Origin of the sequence: Acinetobacter sp. TAC-1 (assembly GCF_029025845.1) — a bacterium.
In the GTDB taxonomy this organism is placed as follows: domain Bacteria; phylum Pseudomonadota; class Gammaproteobacteria; order Pseudomonadales; family Moraxellaceae; genus Acinetobacter; species Acinetobacter guillouiae.
Genome location: NZ_CP118893.1, coordinates 1 through 24072, shown reverse-complemented (window position 1 = coordinate 24072; position 24072 = coordinate 1). Strand labels below are relative to the sequence as shown.

20 protein-coding genes and 1 pseudogene are annotated in these 24072 nt (G+C 39.0%); 9 read left to right on the top strand and 12 right to left on the bottom strand.

Features of this window, described 5'->3' with window-relative positions; all coding sequences use genetic code 11:
- The first annotated feature begins 102 nt into the window (after nt 1-102).
- A protein-coding gene (locus tag PYV58_RS22420) for an IS3-like element ISAba21 family transposase (protein WP_085947552.1) occupies nt 103-1268 on the top strand; the annotation gives its coding sequence in 2 pieces (ribosomal slippage) (nt 103-361 and nt 361-1268; 1167 coding nt in all).
- Nucleotides 1269-1761: 493 nt separating this feature from the next.
- On the opposite strand, the gene PYV58_RS22415 is transcribed toward PYV58_RS22420, so the two are convergent.
- The 5 genes from PYV58_RS22415 to phnC are packed head-to-tail and all read right to left on the bottom strand — an operon-like array spanning nt 1762 to nt 6140.
- Complete coding sequence (locus PYV58_RS22415) at nt 1762-2619, bottom strand: LysR family transcriptional regulator (protein WP_009389225.1); 858 nt, start codon at nt 2617-2619, stop codon at nt 1762-1764.
- The gene (locus PYV58_RS22410; protein ID WP_004757466.1) at nt 2616-3623 is read right to left on the bottom strand and encodes a phosphonate dehydrogenase; all 1008 of its coding nucleotides are present in this window, start codon (nt 3621-3623) and stop codon (nt 2616-2618) included. The genes PYV58_RS22415 and PYV58_RS22410 overlap by 4 nt, the downstream gene beginning before the upstream one ends.
- Before the next feature lie 41 nt (nt 3624-3664).
- Nucleotides 3665-4462 (bottom strand): phosphonate ABC transporter, permease protein PhnE, encoded by a 798-nt coding sequence (gene phnE, locus PYV58_RS22405; protein ID WP_004757464.1) that lies wholly within the window; start codon nt 4460-4462, stop codon nt 3665-3667.
- 18 nt (nt 4463-4480) lie between these two features.
- On the bottom strand, nt 4481-5341 hold the full coding sequence (gene phnD, locus PYV58_RS22400) for a phosphate/phosphite/phosphonate ABC transporter substrate-binding protein (protein WP_009389226.1): 861 nt from the start codon (nt 5339-5341) through the stop codon (nt 4481-4483).
- A gap of 19 nt (nt 5342-5360) precedes the next feature.
- Complete coding sequence (phnC, locus tag PYV58_RS22395; RefSeq protein WP_009389228.1) at nt 5361-6140, bottom strand: phosphonate ABC transporter ATP-binding protein; 780 nt, start codon at nt 6138-6140, stop codon at nt 5361-5363.
- A gap of 662 nt (nt 6141-6802) precedes the next feature.
- Here phnC and PYV58_RS22390 point away from each other — a divergent pair.
- On the top strand, nt 6803-6949 hold the full coding sequence (locus tag PYV58_RS22390) for a hypothetical protein (RefSeq protein WP_009389218.1): 147 nt from the start codon (nt 6803-6805) through the stop codon (nt 6947-6949).
- A 351-nt stretch (nt 6950-7300) separates the two neighbouring features.
- Here PYV58_RS22390 and PYV58_RS22385 read toward each other — a convergent pair whose 3' ends face one another.
- Nucleotides 7301-8224, bottom strand: coding sequence for a RepB family plasmid replication initiator protein (locus PYV58_RS22385; protein ID WP_004777687.1), 924 nt, complete (start codon nt 8222-8224; stop codon nt 7301-7303).
- Between the two features lie 704 nt (nt 8225-8928).
- Here PYV58_RS22385 and PYV58_RS22380 point away from each other — a divergent pair.
- Together PYV58_RS22380 and PYV58_RS22375 are read left to right on the top strand one after the other, a co-directional pair.
- Nucleotides 8929-9447: pseudogene (locus PYV58_RS22380) on the top strand (DUF4113 domain-containing protein); the annotation flags it as partial.
- 4 nt (nt 9448-9451) lie between these two features.
- A complete protein-coding gene (locus tag PYV58_RS22375) occupies nt 9452-9670 on the top strand; it encodes a hypothetical protein (protein WP_000550047.1) in 219 nt (72 codons plus the stop codon).
- Between the two features lie 325 nt (nt 9671-9995).
- On the opposite strand, the gene PYV58_RS22370 is transcribed toward PYV58_RS22375, so the two are convergent.
- From PYV58_RS22370 to PYV58_RS22360, 3 genes are read right to left on the bottom strand one after another with little or no spacing between them, the layout of a single operon-like run.
- Nucleotides 9996-13196 carry a site-specific integrase gene (locus tag PYV58_RS22370; protein ID WP_006582679.1) on the bottom strand — a complete coding sequence of 1067 codons (3201 nt, stop codon included), beginning with the start codon at nt 13194-13196 and terminating at the stop codon, nt 9996-9998.
- A 4-nt stretch (nt 13197-13200) separates the two neighbouring features.
- Complete coding sequence (locus PYV58_RS22365) at nt 13201-15540, bottom strand: hypothetical protein (RefSeq protein WP_002058482.1); 2340 nt, start codon at nt 15538-15540, stop codon at nt 13201-13203.
- A 12-nt stretch (nt 15541-15552) separates the two neighbouring features.
- A complete protein-coding gene (locus PYV58_RS22360; RefSeq protein WP_000911011.1) occupies nt 15553-16017 on the bottom strand; it encodes a hypothetical protein in 465 nt (154 codons plus the stop codon).
- 274 nt (nt 16018-16291) lie between these two features.
- Here PYV58_RS22360 and PYV58_RS22355 point away from each other — a divergent pair, with 274 nt between their 5' ends.
- From PYV58_RS22355 to PYV58_RS22335, 5 genes are all read left to right on the top strand, one after another.
- Nucleotides 16292-16459, top strand: coding sequence for a YhfG family protein (locus PYV58_RS22355; RefSeq protein ID WP_002125865.1), 168 nt, complete (start codon nt 16292-16294; stop codon nt 16457-16459).
- 12 nt (nt 16460-16471) lie between these two features.
- Complete coding sequence (locus PYV58_RS22350; RefSeq protein ID WP_004826955.1) at nt 16472-17068, top strand: putative adenosine monophosphate-protein transferase Fic; 597 nt, start codon at nt 16472-16474, stop codon at nt 17066-17068.
- 349 nt (nt 17069-17417) lie between these two features.
- Nucleotides 17418-17675 carry a hypothetical protein gene (locus PYV58_RS22345; protein ID WP_004726728.1) on the top strand — a complete coding sequence of 86 codons (258 nt, stop codon included), beginning with the start codon at nt 17418-17420 and terminating at the stop codon, nt 17673-17675.
- A 919-nt stretch (nt 17676-18594) separates the two neighbouring features.
- Entirely contained in the window at nt 18595-18900 is a 306-nt protein-coding gene (locus tag PYV58_RS22340) for a helix-turn-helix transcriptional regulator (protein WP_000366814.1), read from the top strand.
- Entirely contained in the window at nt 18900-20165 is a 1266-nt protein-coding gene (locus PYV58_RS22335) for a type II toxin-antitoxin system HipA family toxin (RefSeq protein ID WP_000934717.1), read from the top strand. Before PYV58_RS22340 ends, PYV58_RS22335 begins: the two co-directional genes overlap by 1 nt.
- A 1071-nt stretch (nt 20166-21236) precedes the next feature.
- Here PYV58_RS22335 and PYV58_RS22330 read toward each other — a convergent pair.
- The 3 genes from PYV58_RS22330 to repM all read right to left on the bottom strand — a co-directional run bounded on the left by PYV58_RS22330 (nt 21237) and on the right by repM (nt 24072).
- Nucleotides 21237-21380, bottom strand: a complete 144-nt coding sequence (locus tag PYV58_RS22330) for a hypothetical protein (protein ID WP_153565456.1) — start codon at nt 21378-21380, stop codon at nt 21237-21239.
- An 887-nt stretch (nt 21381-22267) separates the two neighbouring features.
- The gene (locus PYV58_RS22325) at nt 22268-22411 is read right to left on the bottom strand and encodes a hypothetical protein (RefSeq protein ID WP_153565456.1); all 144 of its coding nucleotides are present in this window, start codon (nt 22409-22411) and stop codon (nt 22268-22270) included.
- Between the two features lie 722 nt (nt 22412-23133).
- Nucleotides 23134-24072, bottom strand: a complete 939-nt coding sequence (gene repM / locus PYV58_RS22320) for a replication initiation protein RepM (RefSeq protein ID WP_002046604.1) — start codon at nt 24070-24072, stop codon at nt 23134-23136.

Here is a 24072-nt window from a genome sequence, read left to right as displayed (position 1 = left end):
CTTCACGCCCAACGTAGTTTTGCATCCCATAAGTCATGATGTGTGCTGAGAAAACAGGAGGTTTTAACTTGGTAAACTATAGACACTCATCAGGAGTTTACCATGAGCAAGAAACAGAAGACTTACACCGCAGAATTTAAAGTTGAAGCAATAAAATTGATTGAAGCCAATCAAGGCAATGTATCGGAAACAGCCAGACAACTTGGCATTTCAATGCAAACTCTTTCAAATTGGAATAATAAAGCAAAGACTGGCACCTTAGCAGGCACTAAACAATATTCACCTGATCTAAATGCCTTACTCGAAGAAAATAAAAAGCTCAAACAACAGCTCAAAACAGCTGAAATGGAACGTGAATTTCTAAAAAAGGCAGCAGCGTACTTTGCGAAAGAAAGTCAGTAAGGTACGCCTATATGAAACAGCAAAGATATTTATTCCCGATTAGCTTTATGGCTAGATTACTTCACGTTTCAGTGTCACGATTTTATGATTGGCTAAAACGAGGCATGAATAAAAGATTGGTTCAGCGAAATCAACAGACAATTTTGGTCAAAATAGCTCATGAGGAAACTAAACAAAGCTATGGCTATATTCGATTAACTAAGCATTTACAAGCGCAAGGTATCAAAATCAGTACGTATGCTGTACGTCAAATAAAAAAGCTCAACCAGCTGTATTGTAAGCGTCATAAGCGTTTCAAAAGAACTACGAAGAGTGATCATAATCGAGCGATCTACGCAAATTTACTAGAGCAACAGTTTTCAATGACTAAGCCCAATCTTGCATGGTCAAGCGATATTACATACATTTGGACTGCTGAAGGTTGGTTATACTTGGCAGCAGTAAAAGACCTGTACACGAAACAAGTGGTTGGCTATAGCTTAAATGAGCGTATGACCGCACAACTTGTTTGCAATGCACTGACTATGGCGATTCGTAATCAAAAACCAACGAAAGGCTTAATTATTCATTCGGACAGAGGCAGCCAATATTGCAGCCATGAATATCGAAAGATACTGGAAAAATGTGATTTTCAAGGTTCAATGAGCAAACGTGGGGACTGTTACGATAATGCACCGATTGAAAGTTTCTGGGGCATACTCAAGAATGAATTAGTGCATCATTGCAACTATAAAACCAGAGATGAAGCTAAAGCAGATATTACAAAATACATTGTGTTATTTTATAATCAGCGAAGAATTCAAAAGAGTTTGGATTTTAAAACGCCAAATCAAATAGCAGAGAACTTTTATCGGTTAGCTGCCTAGCATATCCCAAGTGAAAGTCTCCTGCTAATTCAGCACATATCAGGTTTGAATGACGCGGACATTGACCACAGTGATGATCAGGCGACCAAAGCAGGTTGGATACAGGCGAGTCTTGAGAAGATTAAGAGTACGCCTTTTGCGCTAGAGCCTAAGCACCTGACACACTAGATGTACCCGAAAAGGGGCTAGTGAGACTAACGGACACGTTAGCTGGTGGATATGCGATGCAATTGATCTAAATTAATTTCAAAGCACCAGAACCGGCTCAGTTGTGCCCAAAGCGGATGTTCGCAAAAAATAATCTTCTCTTGATACCGCAGATTAAAGTGGATGTTCGATATGGCCTTTTAAAGGTAGAAAACTTAGTATTTAGACGCCTACCTTCTAGAGAAATAACGCAAATGAATAAAATGCTACCATCAACTTAAAATCATGATATGTCACGGCAAACTTCACACTTTCTAACTGTTGGCATAAACAACATACCATCCATCTACTGAAGTAGAAATTTTTTGAAATGTGCCGATGGTGTATTTTCAAGCATATTGCTACGACAAATAACGTAAAGATTTTTGTAGGGGGTGATCCCTTCAATTTTAACGCTTCTTAGTCGACCACTCTCGCACTCATCGACCACAGACGAAGAGATCACCAATGAAATACCCAAGCCTGCCTGTACTGCCCGTTTAACCGCCTCTGTGCTTCCAAGCTGCATAGATACACCAATAGAATCTGCCACGCTTCCGAAAAAATGCTGTAACAGACGCCCTGTGCCGCTACTTGTTTCTCCCCCCAGCAATTTCTCTCCCTTCAGCCAATCTAATGGAATACTCGCCAATTTGGCCCACGGATGCTCCACCGGCACAATCACAGCTAGTTCTTCACTTCGCCAAACGCATGCATCAAATCCCTCTCGTTGATCCCACCATTCCATAATGGCCACATCGACTTCAAAGTTTTCCAGTTTTTTCACAATGGTAAGATTATCGCCAATGACTACATCAAAATTGCAAGTTGCTGTTTTCTTGAACCGCCTCAAGTGCGGTGGCAATACATAGATGCCGATATTCGAGCTCGCGCCTATTACAAGACGATTTGTGTCGAATAATGCGCACGCTCTGGATCCGGTGCGCACTAGGTTTTCCGCATAAGGCAAAAACACTTTGCCTTCCTCTGTGAGCGTACAACCTGCGTTGTTTCGCACAATCAGATTGACACTCAGCGACTCTTCTAGGCGCCTAACATGCTGAGTCACAGCTGACTGTGAGAGCCCTGTGTGCTTGGCTGCTTCACGAAAGCCACCCCGATTCACGACAGCCAGAAAAGTAACTACGCGTTCAAGATTGATCAATTAACGCCTTCCAAAATTGGATTATTGATAGCATCGGATGGCCTTTGGCCGGTCAGTGCCTGTAAGATATTATTGGCTGCTAGTTTCTCGATTTCGAAACGCACGTCGTCGACCGCAGACCCCAAATGTGGGGTGAAAAATGTTTGCGCTGTATTGGTCAGTAACTCCTGCGGAATAGCTGTTGGCCTATCAACACGGATCCACTCTTCCAATTCGAAAACATCTGCCGCATAACCCGCCAATTTTCCAGATTCAAGTGCTTCGGCAACAGCTAATTCATCGACAACTGAACCACGACACGCATTGATCAAGTAGCTTCCTGTGCGCATTGTGCCAATTGTTTCTGCATTCAATAAGTGCAAAGTTTGCGGCGTCATTGGCAGCATAGGTACAACAAAGTCACTGCTACTTAATAATTCATCGAGACTCACCTGTCGTGCATTCCAGGCCTTTTCCTGCTCTTGATTCAAGGCGATGTCATCGCAATAAAGCACCCGCATATCAAAACTCGATAAGCGCTTCGCAATCGCTCGCCCGACCGCACCCATACCGATGATTCCGAGTGTGCGTCCTGTTAAACCCGTTCCGTATAGTTCCGGTCTCCACCCGTTAAATCCGTGAGTTCGGATACGGCGATCCCCCTCGGCCAGATGGCGAGTCAGGCCAAGAAGCAATCCAATTGTCAGCTCCGCCGTTGGGATGGTCAGAAGGTCCGGCACGATGCTGAACCAAATACCACGGCGGGTACAAGCATCGACATCAAAGTTGTCATAGCCTTTGAGTGCTGCACCTACAATCTTCAATTTAGGGCAGGACGCAAGAAAATCATCATCGATACTGTCAGGCATGAATACCATCAGTGCGTCAGCATCCTTTGCTCTCTCCAGCAATTCTGCGCGCGACATAGTATCGCGGGTCATGTTGGGAACGACATCCGCAACAGATTGTAAATAATCGATAATTTCAGGATGAACCCAGTGGGTAAGAACTATTTTTTGTTTCATGTGGACCCTCATGTGTATACCGGATTTTTTATATGGGTTAGCTACTTGAACTTGCGACGCAAGAATGAACTGAATGTATCAACTAGCGTCACCATCCCAAGAATGACCAGCAATATCGCGGATACTTCTTGGTATTGCATAAGACGCAGCGATCCTATCAACTCGAAACCTATACCGCCGGCACCGACCATTCCCATCACCGTTGAGGCGCGAAAATTGTATTCCCACCGATAAATCGCGGTGTCGGCCATTTGCGGTAATACTTGCGGAAAAATGCCATGAAATATCACTTGTAGCGGGCTGCAACCTGCGGCCTGCGCAGCTTCAACTGGTGCTTGATCTGTATGCTCAATCGCTTCCGCAAAAAACTTAGCGATCATGCCGATTGAGTGCAGGCCTAATGCCAACACACCCGGCAGTGCACCAAAGCCGACAGCTGCCACGAAAACTATACCCATAATAAGCTCAGGAACAGATCTCAACACATTTAACAGAGCACGCGCAGCCTGATAGACCGCTGGATGTGGACTGGTATTGCGTGCAGCCAAAATACCCAAGGGCACGGACAAAAGCACAGCGATGGCGGTTCCAGCAATACTCATGGCTAAGGTATCGAGCACTGGCTTGACCCATGCTCTCCACTCACTAAAGTTGGGAGGGAACATCTCACCAATGAGACTAACAAGACTTGGCACGCCTTCGCCTAAACGCTCACCATCAAATAGACCAACGTAATACCAACATCCGACGACAATAGCTAAAATCAATATCACATACCTAACTACTCGATTCCAGCTTTGGCGCTGCTCTGACAATATGGCTTCGAAGTTCGTATTCATTGTAGAGACCTCAAAAAATTAGAACTTGGAAAAATCTAGCTTTAGCAAACTACCTAAATCACGCACGACATCGTAATCCTTATCTGTTACAGGCCCGAATCCTTCAGCCTTGAATGGTTTCAACACGTTCGGATCTTTCAAATCGAGGAAGGCAGCACGAATTTTTTCTTTAAGCTCTGGTTTTAAGTTAGAGCGCATAGCCCATGGGTACTGAGGAAACGGTTTTGACTCCGCTAAGACCTTCACTTTGTTTAGATCGATCAAGCCGCTCAGAACGAGCGATTTGAAAATGGGCTTGCTCAGACCACCGGCCTGCGCGTGTCCATTCTGAACTGCCATCGCCACTGCATCGTGAGCGCCTACGAAATGCTCCTTGTAATCCGTTCCGGCAAATAATCCTTTATCAGCAAGCATTGATTTGGGGATCAGGTGGCTGGATGTAGAGGCCTTGTCACCCCAGGCAACGGCTTTTTTCTTGATATCTGTGATGTTGTTGATGCCCGCCGCCTTATTCACAATTAGCACTGACTGATAAGTTGTTGTGCCTTTTTGTTGCATTGCTGCAAATGGTTCAATCTTACTTTTCTGTTTGGCCAATACATAAGACAAGGGCCCAAAATATGCAAGATCAATACGACCGAACCGCATTGCTTCAATCATTGATGAATAGTCAGTGGTAACAATAAGCTCAATCTTTTTGCCCAGAGCTTTTTCAAGATACATCTCTAGAGGCTTATTATTTTTAATGACGGTTGATGCATTTTCATCAGGCAAGAGAGCAACTTTTAATGTGCCGGGGTCAGGATTAGGTGCGGCATATGTGACACTACCTAAGAGGCTAAACAATATTAGAGCCAGTACAGCGAATAGCTTTTTCATGGTTATTTCTCCTCAGTTCTTAAGTTAAACAATGGTTATGAGTAATATTTGGAATGTTTGAATTCAATTGCGCTTTTTGTTCATAGAGTTCAGTTACATGCGTTTGTGTCAGAGCCGCTGGTATTGCATCGAACACAACCTTGCCATGAGCCAGACCGACGATTCGGTCAGCATAGCGTTTAGCGAGATCGACTTGATGTAGGCTGACTACAGCGGTTATGCCGTCTTCTTTGCATATCTGGTGTAAGAGCGCCAAGACTTTGTTGGCGGTTGCTGGATCAAGGCTTGCCACAGGCTCGTCTGCCAAAACAAGTGCCGGTCGCTGCGCTAATGCCCGAGCTATACCCACGCGTTGTTGCTGACCGCCACTTAACTCATCCACTCGTGAGAGTGCTTTGTGAAGTAGCCCAACGCGGTCAAGGCTGTGTAATCCAATAGATTGATCCTCCTTCGATAGAGGAAAAAGAGTACGAAGCGTCGAGTGATAACCTAGTCTACCCATTAGCACATTTTGCAAAACAGAAAGTCGACCAATTAATTGATGCTGCTGGAATATCATGCCAGTACGCCGACGATGCTCTTGCAATATTTTTTTGTCCAACAATGAACCTAACATTGTAATGTTTATATTGCCGTTAGTGGGTTTTTGCATCAGGTTAAGACAACGGAGCATTGTTGATTTGCCTGCACCAGAGGCACCGAGCAACACTGAAAACTGTCCCTGTTGAAACGTGAGTGAAGTTGGATGCAACGCAATCATTTGTCCGTACTGGACGGTAATATTTTGAAGTTGAATCATTGCTGCCAGACCCTCGTTGTTGTAATCAATCTTTATTTTTGATTACGAAATCAGATAATGAGGTGAGCATAACGACTCAATGTTACAGTTTTATTGCGAGCAATTAGCAATCGCACTCAAACGCTTGGCTATAAGACTTCCAATTGGTATGCAGTGAGGCGCCGGTAATTGGCGGAGCTAGCTGGGAGGGGTTTAGCAGGATTTTAAGGCACACCCTGGCGTCCGCTTCTGGCCGAACGCAGCTGGAAGGCTCAAAATAGGTCGAGACACATTAAAATTACGTCACTACTCATAAGTGGCGATTATGTAAAATCGTTTGCGTGGCTTTTAACCTACTACTAATCAATACAGAGAGTGCTGTGGATAAGTGTCTTTACGGATTCCTTTTACTACAGACTCGTTGAAGTTGTAGCAAAACTCGAAGTACAAATATTTTATTTTTGGTGATGCGCGGCTATTTGAAAAGTAGCGAAGTTGTTGCGCTTTAGTGAGCTGGAATTTGAATAGCAGCATGAAATATGTTTGTTATTTGGACCGCTTTAATGGGTAAAATTCGGCTGGGAGTTTCGCTACAGCCTCGTTAGGCATGGCCATGAAAATATTCCTAGATAGTAATATTGTTAGGCACTCTGCAACTACATATCGCACTATGGATATCTATTTTGGCGGGGGTAACGCATCATTGTCATATCGTCGAAACAGGCAATGAGTCTTGGCGCTTTAAAGAATCGAGTACCAAGGGAATTGCAACAAAGCGAACTAAACCACGACAAACCAAAATAGATCAGGAGGAGTTAGCCATCAATTAATTGAGTTTCACGACTGTAATATTTTAACAACTACGTGGGTCAATTTTAGATGCAAATAGTGGGTCAGTTTTTAGTGACATTTGACAATTGCAGCGTTAAAGTGAACGGATAGCGCGAAGAATGCGGCCATAAAAATAAGTGTGCCGAGCAGACTCATAAGGGCAGGGAGATGCTTTTTAATTTCGTTTTTGTAAATCGTTATTTTGATATGCAACATATGGATCAATCCTGATAAATTAGGCAATACCTGCATGTCAATGCAGATTCATTTTATACGCCAGCAACCCCTTGCTGGCGTTTTTTTTATGGGACTAACCATACCTGTTAATTCTGACAGGTAGTCTCCATAAATCAATCAGTTTTTTCTAGACTAAATTCTTCAGCCGCTTTGTAGTCCGCTTTGATCTTTTGCAATGCCTGAACCATTACAAACCCTGACTGTTCAGCATAGTCACGCACGTATTTTTCGGTAATTTCAGGATGATTTACCGTGATCTCTTTGAATAGCACCGACTCAAAACCCGCAAGCGCGGATATGTTTCGAGGTGGTTTAGGTTTACTGACTTTCTTATGCTCAATTACTGGCTTTTTAGGCACAAAAAAGAATTTTAGCGCATGGACAGTACGTCCTCGCTTCACCTGTTCGTAAGTCACGGTGTAATCGGTGTGTTGATTGATCTGTTCTAGTGCCACATCAACAACCCGTTTTTTTAGATCGAAGATTCGATCATATTTTTCATCAAGCTGGAACATTATTTTTATTTCATTTAACTCTAATGTTCTGTTTCCAATGGAGCGATATTGCATAAAAAGTTCATAAAAACGAATCGCATAAACACTGGTCATTTGCTGAATATATTTACGGTCGTAAGTCGTAAACGGATTATCTTTATTGAATACGGTAAACATGTAAATCACTTCGGCAGGGAATGAAACGTCTATCTGCCCCATGCCATTTTTATACTCCAAACGATACACCCAGCGGCATTTCACAGGATTACCCGCACCACTTGTATAACTAAAATAGCGACCAAAAAGACGATCTACAGCATCCTGCAATCCCTCATAAGCAGTATGGCTTTCAATGCCGCATTCTCGCGCAAATTCGTCCGCCCTAATGGTTAGAACTTCTCCTTCCTTCAAATTTTGCTGTCGCGCTAGACCGCTAGCATGGATGAAAAGTCGCTTTTCAGTGAGCGTCATGCCGTGTATCGCTTCGACCAATTTATTGCTTTGTGCAACGGTACTTAAACCGTATTTCTTTTCCTTAGCCATTAAACGCATCCGTTAAACTATAGCGTTATACTGACTTAATAAAACATTGTCGTCAATAGGTCGGAATCTGTCGTCTTTAAGGTCGGAATCTGTCGTCTTTAAGGTCGGAATCTGTAGTCTTATGGACGCTGTAATCGTTACACTGCAATGGTTACAGGCTGGCTAAAAGCTTTAAAAGCTTTAAAAGCTTTAAAAATATATAAAAGAAATCGCAAAATAATTTAGATCAAAAGCGAAAAAATAGAGCGGCTTTTGAGAAGAAAAACAATGAAATTGCTGTGCCGATTTTCAGCAGAAAATTGGATGCTTTTGAGGAATCAGGAACGAAGAATCACACCCCTCAAAAAAGGGGTGTGATTGGAGAACTACAGAGCAGCAAAAATATGCTGTCCTGTAGACCGAAGTTTTACTGGCATTGCCAACTCAACTTTGGATTTGTACCGCATTACCACAAGTCTCTTAAAACTCAACATCCGCCAAGACGTTGATTCAGGTGAGCTGTCCAGGCCCACCTATTTGGTTTTTCTAGTGCTTCGTACCGCCTTACACCAACAACTTTGGCTTTCGCTCATCAATCGCTTACGTTTTTATTCGCTCGAAATTGACTCAAACGCTACTGACCAAATCTCCCACACTGTAAAATTCACTTATGCCCGATTCAAGATCGGTTTTGGTGAATACGGCTTAAAGTTCACTTGCCAAAGCGAACATATGGCAACCCAGTGTATGAAATGGATGACATTAAAGCTTCGGTTCGGCTTTATGTGGCCAGAGCCGTGAAACGAATGCGGGAAGATGGCTCAATCTGCAAGATGATCGGCGTGTATATCCAAACCAGTCGCTTTGATAAGACAGAGCGCTACTCGCCTTACATCGTCGTTCAAATGCATGAGCATACGGATGATCTACTGCTCATCACCAAGGCCGCGATGAAAGGCATCGATCAGATATTTAAGAAAGGCTTTAAGTATAAAAAGGCGGGAATCGTGCTGCTCGAAATTACAGATCAATCCAAGTTTGTGCCCGATCTATTCACGGACTATTCACATAAGCAAGAGCGAGAAAGGCTTTCAGATGCCATCGAAGCCATCAGTGAACGGTTTGGGAAGAATCTCGTCACGCTAGGCATTGCCAACAATAAAGAAGCCACATGGCACATGAATCAAAACCTTAGATCACCTTCGTATTTAACCAAATGGTCTGACTTACCAAGAGTAGGATAAAAACATGCACTTATTTAAATTAACTGACGAACAACTCGCACAAATTCTTATCCCGAAACGATTTGTACCACCTACTCCACCTGAACATGAAGGCAAGAATATGGTCTATGTATTTGATAGTGAGGATAAGTTTGAACTGACTTATGATGAGCTGGTGGAAATCATTAGCAAAGCTAGAATGGCTGGTCCGAAGTTGATACCTGTCTTAGGCACCGTGAATTAAATTGTGCAGTGTTCGCACGCCACTTGAAACATAACTTGATTGGAAATGAATTTGGGCTGAGAAAAATTCAGTTCAAATTTAACCTGACGGGCACACTAAAAAATGGGTAATTGTCAGATCGAGTTTGGACTACAACACTTTAGCTCATCGATTTACCAAAGTGCTAATCTTTACACTATTGTCTAAAATCCAGTGACCAAATTGTGATGCTAAAGCTTTTAAATTCCCTTTATTATGAATCAAAGTTAGTATGATGCTTTTCATAAAGACAGTTTACTTATAACCAGAGAGATTTTTAAACAATTCCCCTTTTAGTTTGCTTAGGCTATTTCAACCAGAGTTCATCTTTTTGCATCATTTTTAACATTAAATTAAATATAACCAGCGGAGTAACATTTTTTTTGTTAGAGCCGACAACTCTTTGAAAACTAAATTTAACGGTTCGCTCAGGAGCATCCAAATTAACTGGGTAGTTTTGTTTTTCTAAATACAGATGATCTCCTAACATTGGCTCTATACCAGTAATAAAATTAACAATTTGTTGCTCATCACCTTTCATTCGGCATTGAAAATGTAGAAAATTCTTACGCAGTTTTCCAAATAATAATAATATTTTAAGCGCCTTAACCATGTTCTTTTCTTTCAGTGCATCTTGCTGCCTATCATCTTTATAATGAAAATCAAGGAGAGGAATTATTTCATCTGGACGAGTCAGTTTTTTAGCCTTTTCGTAAAGTTCATCAAACCAACTCTCTTCTAAATTCTTACTATAAACATAATTCGTTTTTAAATTAAATTTTTGGCGATCCATCCATTTAGTGCTCATCCATTGACATCGTTGCATCCATTCTTGAGCTTGGGTATCTTCGCTTAAACGACCTTCTCTAAAACTTATCAAACGTTGAAAAGGTGTCAGAGTACTCTTCTCTATACTAAACTTCTTTTCTTGTCGGCCAGCCATCGTAACTGGCTGTGTTTGCTGATAAGAATTAAACCATTTCTGCTGCTGAGTATAACGATTTAGGTTTATGTAGTCTGTACTTGACTTCACTGGACTAAAACACTGTTCTAATACTTTTTTTGAAATGATACACGGCGAATTATAAATTCGATCGACTGCTAATAAATCCAAAACATGAAGGTAATTTGAAGCCGTTTGCTCAATACTGCTATGCCCCATCCAAGAGGCGAGCACCTGCCATTTATGTTGAATAATCTCTTCTTGAGCACGTGCTTTCATACCAAACAATAAATCCCTCATCTTTTTTGCTTTTACCCAAGGACAATCTGTGTAGGTCTTGATCATTTCTTTTGAACCGAGCAAAGTTATTGCTAGATAGTTAGCAGCACTGTGGCGTAATGTATGAAAACTAAAGCCATGATGCATACCTAATATTTGACTAAACAAATCTACTGTAATTTTGCTGATACATTGATCAGTTAATACACGATGATTCACACTAAAAAGTAGATCATCCTGCTGATTAACCAAATATTGCTCATAACGATGTTGTATGTAACGTTGTACTACTAAAAACTCATGTTCTGACAATGCAATTTTCAATGGTATTTGACGATTCGCACTTCGCGTTTTCAGACGGCGATATGAATTGTCTTGGATATGAAGCGTGATATTATTAAAAACTGTATTTTCTTTTTCTTTATAAAGTAGCTCTGGGCAAATAATATCTTGTATTTTAAGACAACGAACTTCATTTAATCGAAGTCCAGTTCTATAACTTAGTAAATACATCAGCTTTAAACAACTCAGATGATCGACCCACTCTGATGCCGTTGGCTCTTGACTTAAATTTTCTAGTTTTTCCAATAATTTGCCAAATAGCAAAGGACTCACTAGCCGTGCATTGCAAATTTGTAAATGCTTAAAACTTGAATTCTGTAGCACCAATACCCCTGGAGCATCATAATTCTCTATACAGAATTGATGAAAATCTTTTAGGCGACCAAAACGGTATTCTGCGCTTTGGTGCATCTTACGAGAGGTTTTTCCTTTCACCGAATCTCGTTGAACTGCTTTTTCATCACGTTCACTGCTGTATTTCAATAGCTGCCGATATAAATCCTCATAGTCATCTATGGATTGTTGCTTTAAATCTAATTTATTGAGCCAAATCTCAAATATAAATTCTTTGCCAAACGATCCTAAGTAGCTTTCAATAGTTGATAATTGAAGCCCTCGTTTTTTTAAATGCATTAACCAGTGAATTAAGCGTAGTTGAGCATCAATTAAAGACTTTTCCTCTGTATTAGCATCAACTATCTTCTCCTCTAACACCCTTCTAGTTTCTTGCCAAAAACGTAGCGTGCGTTCTTCTTTATTCCTCTTTTTATCTAAACGCTCAACTTTTTGACCTTTACGTTTCTTTTGACCAAACAACATCAACTCATACGGAATCGTTTGTAATTTGCTTTGAACAGTCGGAACTTCAGGAAGTAACTGCTCTTGTTCAAAATGAATAGGGCGATTATCTGGTTCTGTGACTTGATTGTAATCATTATTCCACAGCAATCTAAATTCGGATGGCCTTAAAGCAACAGTATTAATCTCTTGCTGAAGCACATTACTCAAAAATATATCTATGCTGAGGTTTGGATTAAATTCGAGTACCATTTGCACATCATTAAATGCACGAAATCCACGGCGTTTAATTTGATATTGCAGATCCCCAAGACTTTTTTTCCTGCCTATCTTACTCAAGCTTTCTAAAATACAATCTTCAACTGAATGTTGCAGACAAAATTCTTTCTGAGTAGCTTTCAACTTTTTTAAATATTGCAAAATGAACTGCGCATATGGGTTAAAAAAAACATGTTTCCATTGGTACAACTTTCCCTGTTCTACATCGTTGCCATATTGAGAGTTTTCAACACGATAATGTAGTAACAATGGATTAGTGATTTTTTTGTAGTCCGAATGGTATAACCGAAAACAATTCAGATCTGTACCAAGCTCAATGGCCTCCTGCAATTGCTTCTGAATAGCAATCAAATGCTGTTCATCTGCACAGCCTGAAATATATATAAAACTTAAGCATAAATTTCCCCATAAGTACTTTGGTTCATTCCAATATTCAAATGAATCTTGCCAATACTGCCTTAATTCCTTAAGTACATGGATATGTAGATGCCCCTGTTCTAACCGTGACTCTGTACTCTCAATTTTTCTAGGCAGTACGATCCGTTTAGTATGTGGATTTAGCTTAATTCTGTATGATTTTTTATCTACATTCTGGTTGAATTGCTTCCTTCTTTTATTAAATTCATCTTCAGTAAATTGCATCAGTTTTGATTGTTCGTCTCGGCTCAACTTTTGACTCAAACAATCAACACTATCTTTAATGTCATGCCATTTTTCAGCGATCTGCTGATCAAGTTTTTGCTGCATTTCTTTCGTCAATACTTCAGGTGGAGAAGGCTGTCTATCTAGCGACTTTTTCACCATTTTATGAATATCAACAAATAGATCATCTAGTTGTGGTTTTATTAGTTCTTTGATTTTTTGCATACAACTATTTTCGCTCTAAGTGTTTAATCGATAAAGATTTGACATTATCTTGCAATTGCTGGCGGGCTTGCTGTACATAGACATTCGGGATAAGTGAAGAATGCGGATGAAAAGCCTCTCGGTCACGTTGGTCATGACCATACAGGGCCTGAATTAAGTGAAAAGCTAATGCTGGTTTACCCTCTTGCTGCTCATGCATCAAAAAGTTCATGTCAAAATGACGTAACCAATTCGAATACATATTCTTTGGAAAGACTCCTTGCATATATGAATTCACCCATTTTCTCGATAAAGGGATTAACTTAATTTTCCTGCTCTGCCATTCTTTGACAGTTATCGGCAAGATATCTTTACTAAAAATGACCTTACCAAAAAGATCATTTACAGTTATCTTCTTCTTTGCAAAGACTTGTCTAAAAAATGAACCGTACGCTTCAATAATTTGTTCTAAAAAGGCAGTGTAATTTTGCAGTGTTTTTATGAAAAAATCAGATAAAGGGATAAAACGACCATCTTTTCTTGCTTTACTATTTTTTTTATCATTCACATATAAAAGCTTGAGCTCAACACAATAATCATCCAAATTCCCCAACAGGTTTTTTTTAGGCCGACTTGCCAAACTCAACAAACTGATATGCCACATCCAACACGCATATGCATTAAGTTGATTAATAATGTGCTTATCTTCTTGGATGTTTTCGTGACAATGTCTATGTAAAATATGGAATTGCTCTTTCACAAAATTGGGTTCAAGTGCCAGTTGGCTCCCTATCCTTCCTATAGATAATGCAGATTGCACTTTGAATTGTTGTTGCAATATTTTTAGTTCAGCCGTGTCTTCAGTAAAATGTGTGGAATGTGGTGTAAGTGCTTTTTCTAAAAAGGCTAGATATGTGCTACTGAGTTGAGTTTTCGGTAGCCCGCCATAATAGATACCAGGCATGTGATGCTGACTATCCCGCCCAGCAATTACATGAGCAAGATATTCATTATATGTTTCATAATATATATGAAAATATAATTGAGCCTGCAGTTTTTCTACAGTGATCGAACCTACAAACCGATTATCAAGCCAATTCTTAAGTTTCGTATTAATGTGTGTTGATGAAATTAGTGGATTCGATGCTTGTTCTATATAGTCAAACCAAGCAGAAGGTAAATGTAGTTGATGTGTCATCACTTCATTCCACCGCACATGATTTAAGCTCTTAATCTTCTGCTCTGTAATTTTAAGATTTAATTTGAGTAAATATTCGCGACGTCTACTTGAACCATTCTGGATCAAAATTCCATCTTGAATAAGCTCGTTAAAATCCATCAGTGCGACGGGTGATAATCCCGTCAAAAGTGACAATAAACATGCTGCAGCGATTGCAGCATCCCTCCAGTGCCCGGATAACTCGGTTCTCAACACATAAACAATTTGCTTCAGTATATCTGGCGCCAAATAATGTGGATTTGTAACAAAAGGAGCATGACGGCGCTGGCGATGCCGCATTAGATGCGTCGCATTATCGCTGAGTATATAATTTAAATTTTTAGACTTTTCATCTTCTGAATAAAACTCCATTTCAGGATCTAATAGATCAACTTCACCCTCTTCATCTTTGTGAAGAGCGGCATCATAAATACTGATCTTTGCGTTATGTCCAATATCTACTTGCTTACCCGTTTTAATTTCACGAAATTTTTTGAGTTCATTTTTCGTCGGCCATTGCAAAACTTTACTTTTTTTTGACTTACGCTGACGATGAACAACACGACGATCATCAAGTCTTTTAAAAATTATTAATAGAGCCGATAAATACTCTATGGCTTGTACTTGTTTGAAATCTTTAATATTAAAAAGTTGATTACGATCCTCCTTTTTCAAGTTACGTTCGTACATGACATAGCGATTTAGTAGCTCACTGCATTCTTGAAATAATTCAGCATGATTAGAATCCAGAACATATCGTGATACATAGCGAAAGAGATCACAAACATGTTTTTGCTTATTCTCAGCTTTATCAATTTTTGCAAATTCTTGATACTGCCGATATGTTAAAAAACTCGCTTGTAGAATCAAATAACGTTCAGACGACAGCTCTTGAGTATTACTAGTAGTCGGGCATGCAAAATAACTTAAAGAAGCTAGATAATAATATTTACCTAATTGTCTAGAACTAGATATATAGCCATATATCTGTTGTGCTTCCTTATATAGAGCATGGGCTTTTTCACGTAAATCATCTGATAGATCGACAAATTGTGTATTCACAACATGATTGCGTAATAAACAATAATCTTTTTGGAATTTTTCTGCTAAATCTAAGAATTGCTCTTCTGTTTCAATCTTTGGCATATTCGCTTTCGCTTAATTTTTTATCAAATTGCATTGGTTAAATTCATTACGATCTGAACAATTTGGTAAAAGTTGATCTTTTATTGAACTCTTTGTCAGCTTAAAAAATCTAGCAAAAAATTTAGCATCCAGCTCTTTCTGAGCTTTTCTCTCAAAGCACAAGTGTTGCTGTGATTTTTCGATAAAATCATCAAGATTATGTATCAACTGTAAGATTGCAACATAATTAGAATGTACACGTAAGCATGGCTCCGTTTGCATTAATAGCAATATTTTTTGCCAAATTTTCACATAGATTATTTTGAACTTTGCTTGTACTACTACTTTCTGGCTCTGTTTAATCTTTTTGATTTTCAGTAGTTCTGAGTTAATTTTTACTATCTTAAATTGAACATTTTGTCGCTCAAAGCAAAAGGGCATGATAAATTGCCCCATAAATATCTCTATATTTTTTACTAAATAGTCAAATTTTAACATTTTTATCGATATAAAAAATGAGCATATCTTTGTATATTAAAATTCATTTAATTTATCAACTAAATTTTCTCAAAATTACAATTATCAACAAATACATATGGTTTACTTATCATGGGTGGTCTAAATTTTAAAAATTCTTCCACTTTTTTTTAGTTTTCTGTTATTACATGAAACAATACCGTTGTATTACATTTTGAAATGCTGTGTATGCAGCATTGATCAAAAAGATTCTCTGCTATACTTACTTCACGTGTAGCATCAATGGAGTTTCGAAATGCTCAGAACCACTGAACAGAAAAAAAAATATATTCAAGCGACACGTGCGCAAAACTATCAAGCCAGCCTAAAGCTTGAAGGCATTACAACGACAGCTCAAACAACTCAACAAAGTAAAGCTGAAATCTTGCAAAAATATAAGAAGTATTCGCAACCCGAAACTTAGTCAGGTGCATGTATGGATAAATATGGGGAAATGGGTGACAGCCTGTATTGTTACCCTGGCACAAATATCCTAAAGAACAAACTCAATATTCATGATGAACAAATTTTAGAACAAGCTGAACTAGAACTGTCTGGATTGGCAAGTAACTTAATTGAATATGCTGAACCACCTTACGACTTACAATACTTAAAATCAATTCATGCGCAGCTCTTTGGCGACTTATACGACTGGGCAGGAAAGTTAAGACAAATCGATATTTCCAAAGGTGACACCCGTTTTTGTAATTTTTCCCGTATTGAAATTGAAACCAATAAACTACTCAAAACGCTTCAAGAAAAAAAATACTTTCAAGGCTTAGCACCACAACAACTGATTCCTCAACTTGCCGACTTGTATTGTGAGCTTAATGTCATACACCCATTCCGTGAAGGTAATGGACGTACACAACGGATTTTCTTTGAGCATCTGATTGCTCATTGTGGTTATGGTATTGATTGGTCTCGCATTGACTCTCAACAACAATGGATTCAAGCCAATATTGAAGGTTTTTATGGTAATTTAAATCCATTAATTAAGATTTTTGAAATATGCTTTATTCAAAATACCTAAAATTTAAGTAGTCGAAGCCCACAATCCTTAATGAGCCATCATCTTTGCTTCAATCCACTGATTAATTTCCCAAATAAACCAACAATCACGATTCTTAGAAATCTTAATACTCTTCGGGTAATTTAGGATCGTAATATTCAGATTACTTATCCAGAATTGAATAGATCGTTAACTTAGATAGACTTTTAAGCAATGTAACTTGCCGCATGTTTATCAACATATGTCTCAAAAAAGTCTGCCCATACATAGATTTATGGCGTTTAGTGCTTAAATTTCAGATTAATCTTCGTCTGATGACCTGAATGGATGTTACAGATTACATGCAGGTGAATTACTCTGTGGCTGTATCATGGCTTTTGTGCAATCCAATCCATTTGATCCGAATGTTCTCTTTTGCAATAAAGCAGCCTCTTCTGCTTTTCCTGAACCAACGAACTATGTCATTGATTTGATTCAACCGACAACAGTGATGCTGAATCAAATCTCCAAAGAAGGGATTAAATGCAAGAAATGTGGTAAGAAAAAGATAGGGGATGGAAGTTATTATCCGTCTAATTGGAACCAGCCCATGAGTCGAGATCAGTTGAGTAAGAATCATTTTAAATGAATAAGAGAAGGATGGCTTACCTCACTTCTCCGAATAACAATGCTATGCTTTTCAACCAAGGTTATAAATTGGCAACTACATTTCATTCTTCTTCATGCTGGTCCTATAGCCTGTAGACAATTACTACATCATTTGCATTCAATGCTCAATACAGCCTGTCAGCAGAACCGCAGCGATACTTTTTTTCGTGCATACATGTAGTGTTTAAATCCATTCATTTTTCAATGATCCTCTGCCGTTTATCACATTTATGGTCGATCTTTAACCTTGTGAAAAATGCACATACCGATCCCTTCAAACTGTCAAATTTATGTATGCATGACATTTAAAGAAAATTATCTGATCAATTTTTTTAGGTAAAATTCATCAAGAAAAAGTTATTATTATTCATAACATCACCAATAACCACATAAAAACAATAATTTAATAAATTATTCTTCCAATTTTTTTATATTTAGTGTTATTACCTCTAAATCCATGTTTACCACCTTCTATTACATAAGTAATTTAGAAGTATCCACGATATAAATTGCTTGCCCTCACACCTCTCCCCTCTCACGCCCAAAAAATTTATACTGAAAGGCAGATTAAGCCCGTTCGAGTTACATATAGCCGCATGCTATATTGAAAGCATTAAGAAAATATCCTCAATATTTATAGGATTTTTAAAGTATGAACTAATTTTCGAAGAACCCTTTCTAAGTAATGTGACCTATTAGGAAAAATGAAAATACTGAAATCTCCGTATCAACAATCAGTCAAAGTACATCCTGATGATTTTCTGTAACCGATACCCAAGGACTATACCTACCCTTCTGATGTGCTGTGCAACAAAGCCCTCCTTAGCCACACTATAGCTATAGATTAATTCCATTATTTTGTGATTTAATTAAATTATTCATTCTTAAGACCCAATTTAATGGATTTATATTTCACTAAACCAGAAGAAGTTGTGACTCTTTTAGGTGAGCGTTTACGTAAGCAACGACTCTTTCTGGAGATGTCTCAAGCTGAGGTAGCAGCACGCGCTGGTGTCGGCGTGAATACAGTTTCGAATCTTGAAGCGGGACGAAATGTATCTGTTGAAAATTTAGTCCGTATTGCAATGGTCTTGGGTCGATTAAACGAACTTCAGGAACTATTTAAACCTCAGCTTAACAGTGTGAATGACATTCTTCGCTATGAGAGTCAAAGTAAGCGCCACCGTATTAAGAGGAAGGGATAATGCTCAATAGACTTAATGTTTATTACAACGGTTGGGGCGAATCATGGTTATGGGGAACGCTGATTAGTTCAACAGCCACGACAGGTAGACCCACCATTGCTTTTGAATATAGTCCAGAAGCAATACAGCAAGGTGTTGAGCTCTCTTCTTACTTGCTGCCTTTAAAAGGTCTACCATTCAGACAAGGTTTTCCTACTCATCAAATGGGACTCCCAGGTCCAGTCTATGACGCTTTACCAGATGGTTGGGGCATGATGTTGATGGATCGATATTTCAAAAAAATTGGCTTAAATTCAGCACGAATTGGACCTTTGGAGCGTCTGACCTATATTAGTAGTCACGCAATGGGTGCCCTCTCCTTTGAACCTTGTGTTGCTGACATGCAAACCTCAGAAAATATCCCTTTACAACAACTGGCCCAGGAAGTTCAAGAAGTACTCAAAGGTGAAGGTGGTGAATTTCTACAGCATTTATTGGTCATGGGTGGCTCCCCTCAAGGTGCCAGACCAAAAGCGTTGGTTTACCGAGATCCTGTCAATTTAGAGTTTTCGACTCAAGATTCTGATCAACATGAAGCCTGGCTGATTAAGTTTCCTGCTCAGCAAGAGCATCCTGAAGTCTGCGCCATTGAAGCCGTCTATGCAGAATGTTTGCGACTTTGTGCAATTGAGACTCCAGATACCCATTTCTTTAATTTGCCCAATGGTTTAACGGCTTTTGCTTCTAAACGATTCGATCGTCAAAATGGTATGCGGATTCCAATGCAGAGTTTGGCTGCATATACAGGAGCAGACTATAAAGTTCCAGGTAGCCTAGACTATCGCAATTTTCTCCGGGCAACCTTGATGTGTACGCAAGATGTACGAGAAAGATTGCATGCTTTTAAACGTGCTGTGTTTAATGTGCTTTTCAATAATCGGGATGACCATACTAAGAACTTTTCATTTCTCATGGAGAAAAATGGTCAATGGAAATTGGCTCCAGCCTATGATGTGACCTTCTGCGAGGGTCCAGGTGGTTATCATCAAATGGACATTATGGGAGAAGCGCTCAATATTTCCCGAAATGACATACATAAACTCGGTACTTCAGAAGCTAATCTGACTACTCTAGAAGTCGATGAGATCATCTTGACCATGCGTGAAATTGCACTTCAATTTAGTCAAATTGCGCAGCGCCTGTATCCCCATCAAATTCGAGAATCTACCCTACAGATGATTCAATCACGGATTCAACAGAATATTGATTTTTTAACTGAAACCTAAGCGTAAATATAAACTAAGCGCCAACCATCAACTGCAAATAGACTTTGATATAGTTAGTCGCTACATAATCTGTAGAACCTGTGAATTAGCTCTCTTTATAATCACGAATATTAGATGGATCACCGCCAAGATATATTCTGCAAACGTGAAATCACTACATCCAGATCGAAAATCACTAAGAAAAAACTGTCACCAAAAAAAGGTCTGCACTATGGATAGATGCAGACCAAACTCTGGATAACTACCAGCACGAGAAATATGTCGCAATTTTGCATAGACATGAATTTGATAAAATCAGCCCAGAAAGCCAGAAATTCATAAAAACTATTTCATCAATCCCCTATAACTTAATCACGTTCATGGTCGATCTTAAATCTTGTGAAAAGTACTCATGCTGACCTAGCCAAACTGTAAAACTCATGTATTCATAGCCTTTAAATGAATCTTTCAATCGGTATATTTAAGGTAAAAACTAGTAATCAGAAGTTATTATCACCCCCATATAAAACAAGGATCAACTTAAAAACAATAACTTAGTAAATTATTCTTCCATTTTTTTATATTTAGTGTTATCTCATTCACTTGGCTCTGAAAGTTTCTCGCACTGAGTTTATATGCGGACCAATTCGTTGTACGGTAGATTTTAGTTGCTGGCTTCTTCATTCGGAAATTATATTGCTGAATCAGACCTTACAAACAGCTTTGTGCAACAAAGCCGTCTTTAAGTACTTTTTTTAAAGGAAAAATCATCGACTTAAATCTATATTTCCAACAGTGCCACTTTTATCGCTTTAGCACCTCAACTCATTTAAGTGGCGTAACTTACATAACTTATGCATCCCATTTAAGTGACCTCAGTTATAGTATTCCGTGTCAGGAATTTGTCCACTTATTCCAATGATGATGAGAACTGCAGCATTGACTTAGATCGCCAGTGCTCAGTACTGGCCATCATGTAGCTTTTATCGCTTTAGCGCCTTAACTTATTTAAGTGGCGTAACTTACACAACTTATGCATCCTATTTAGGTGACCTCAGTTATAGTATTCCGTGTCAGGAATCTGTCTACTTATCAGCGTCCGCGGAACTGCAGGATTTCTGCTTTGTTGTTCGCAACGAGGGCTAATTCTGGAGTTCCGTATAAGGCATAATCAATAACGACATCTCGACTGATAATCAGTGCAGTAACTTTAGCCAATCTCGCTGCAATTTCCATGTCAGGAATTTGTCCACTTATTCCAATGATGATGAGAACTGCAGCATTGACTTAGATCGCCAGTGCTCAGTACTGACCATCATGTAGCTTTTATCGCTTTAGCGCCTTAACTTATTTAAGTGGCGTAACTTACACAACTTACGCATCCTATTTAAGTGATGTAAGTTATAGTATTCCGTGTCAGGAATCTGTCTACTTATCAGCGTCCGCGGAACTGCAGGATTTCTGGCTTTGTTGTTCGCAACGAGGGCTAATTCTGGAGTTCCGTATAAGGCATAATCAATAACGACATCTCGACTGATAATCAGTGCAGTAACTTTAGCCAATCTCGCTGCAATTTCCATGTCAGGAATTTGTCCACTTATTCCAATGATGATGAGAACTGCAGCATTGACTTAGATCGCCAGTGCTCAGTACTGGCCATCATGTAGCTTTTATCGCTTTAGCGCCTTAACTTATTTAAGTGGCGTAACTTGCATAACTTATGCATCCTATTTAAGTGATGTAAGTTATAGTATTCCGTGTCAGGAATCTGTCTACTTATCAGCGTCCGCGGAACTGCAGGATTTCTGGCTTTGTTGTTCGCAACGAGGGCTAATTCTGGAGTTCCGTATAAGGCATAATCAATAACGACATCTCGGCTGATAATCAGCGCAGTAACTTTAGCCAATCTCGCTGCAATTTCCATGTCAGGAATTTGTCCACTTATTCCAATGATGATGAGAACTGCAGCATTGACTTAGATCGCCAGTGCTCAGTACTGGCCATCATGTAGCTTTTATCGCTTTAGCGCCTTAACTTATTTAAGTGGCGTAACTTACACAACTTATGCATCCTATTTAGGTGACCTCAGTTATAGTATTCCGTGTCAGGAATCTGTCTACTTATCAGCGTCCGCGGAACTGCAGGATTTCTGCTTTGTTGTTCGCAACGAGGGCTAATTCTGGAGTTCCGTATAAGGCATAATCAATAACGACATCTCGACTGATAATCAGTGCAGTAACTTTAGCCAATCTCGCTGCAATTTCCATGTCAGGAATTTGTCCACTTATTCCAATGATGATGAGAACTGCAGCATTGACTTAGATCGCCAGTGCTCAGTACTGACCATCATGTAGCTTTTATCGCTTTAGCGCCTTAACTTATTTAAGTGGCGTAACTTACACAACTTACGCATCCTATTTAAGTGATGTAAGTTATAGTATTCCGTGTCAGGAATCTGTCTACTTATCAGCGTCCGCGGAACTGCAGGATTTCTGGCTTTGTTGTTCGCAACGAGGGCTAATTCTGGAGTTCCGTATAAGGCATAATCAATAACGACATCTCGACTGATAATCAGTGCAGTAACTTTAGCCAATCTCGCTGCAATTTCCATGTCAGGAATTTGTCCACTTATTCCAATGATGATGAGAACTGCAGCATTGACTTAGATCGCCAGTGCTCAGTACTGGCTATCATGTAGCTTTTATCGCTTTAGCGCCTTAACTTATTTAAGTGGCGTAACTTGCATAACTTATGCATCCTATTTAGGTGACCTCAGTTATAGTATTCCGTGTCAGGAATCTGTCCACTTATTCCAATGATGATGAGAACTGCAGCAATAAATTATAAAGGCAGGATAGGTGGTTACTTAACCAGCATAAGTTATGTAACTTATGCTAATTCATATTAAAATCACATGAAAGCAATCTTAATTAAAAACTTAGTATGAAAGGGCGTGGTCTTTTGTTTAAAGTGACAATTAACTAAAGGGTTACTTCTTGTATTTAGGAGCATAACCAACTTCTAACAAATAAGAAAAATACTTTCTAACATTATCGCTATCAAGAAGATCACTTGATATCCTTTCCTGAAAGTCTTCTAGAGTCTCTCCACGATGTGCGAAATCATTACCAAATTTTGGATAGTTAGTAATATCACATAGCTTTTTAGCAAAGAATATACATTGCTTAGCTGTCAATTTATAAGTTGGCTCTAAAGGAGCACTTGTACTCGTTTTATTTTGTTCTTTTTCTTCAAACATGAAATGTAATTCTGAAATATTTCTTCCCTCCTTTTTTTGTATATAAGAAACAGTAATATCCGTAAATTTGTTAATTTGATTTAAAGCTACGGTAAGAACCCTTTTTTTAAAGTCTCCCATCTTTTTATATTCATCTTCTATCAATCCGAGTTTTGATCTAAGCTCATCTATAGAAATATATAACTTACCAGTTGATCTCCAACGTATGAGTAACTCATACAGGCGAATAGCATAAATGCTTGTAAGTGGTGAGATTTGTTTAAGTTCATATCTTGTGAACTTTTCTTCAAGTTTTACAAATAAGGGGATAATATCTGGTGCAAAAATTAGTTGGACGCATCCCTCTTCCTTAACATAACCAACTTTTGAAACCCACCTACTTTTGTATATTCCTATTTTTCCAGTTATAGGATCTACTGCTTTATAATTCAAATGCCGTTCAAAAAGATTATCACATGCAGATTGTAACGCTTCATAAGATGCTTGACGTCCTAAATTAAACTGTTTCATGTATTCAGAAGCATGAATCGTAAGTATAGTATCAGAAGTAAGTTCTTTCTCAATTTCTCGAGCAGCAATGATCGCAATTAATATTAGCCTTTGCTCAGATAGATTTAGTGAATACGATGCTTCAACCAAATTATTATCTTTATATACTATGTTACTCAT